The organism is Desulfonatronum sp. SC1 (assembly GCF_003046795.1).
Classification (GTDB): Bacteria; Desulfobacterota; Desulfovibrionia; order Desulfovibrionales; family Desulfonatronaceae; genus Desulfonatronum.
Window position 1 is genome coordinate 1 of sequence record NZ_PZKN01000126.1, and the last position, 463, is coordinate 463.

A 463-nucleotide genomic window follows, 5' to 3' on the forward strand; every position below is an offset into this window, starting at 1 on the left:
TTCTATACCTTCGATGATTTCACCTTTACTAATAACCAGTGGGTGCTAAATGCCGGTGTGCCCGATAACCGCGCTGTATCCGGTGCTTCCTTCTTTGGCCCAGGTGCCATTAAATACAAGAAAATTGCAGATGATGGCACCAATGTGATTGGTCTGGAATCCGACAAAACCATCATTGGCGATGCCAACCCAATACATATCGGTGGTTTGAATCTGAATTTCAGATACAAACAGTTTGACATGGGTACATTCTTTAACTGGGTGTATGGCAATGACATTTATAATGCAAACAAAGTGGCCTTCTCAATAGGGTACGACAGTTCGAACAAATACAGAAATGTATTGAACCGCATGAACTCTGAGAACCGCTTCATGTATATCGACCCGGCAACAGGTGACAACATCAGATTGGATCCTGCCAGATTACAGGCTGTTAACCAGGATGCTACCATCTATTCTCCGT

The 463-nt window shown here is 43.6% G+C and carries 1 protein-coding gene; it reads left to right on the forward strand.

What is annotated here, in order from left to right; genetic code table 11:
- The coding region (locus C6366_RS20980) for a hypothetical protein (RefSeq protein WP_199221593.1) at positions 1–463 on the forward strand (463 nt) is incomplete at both ends.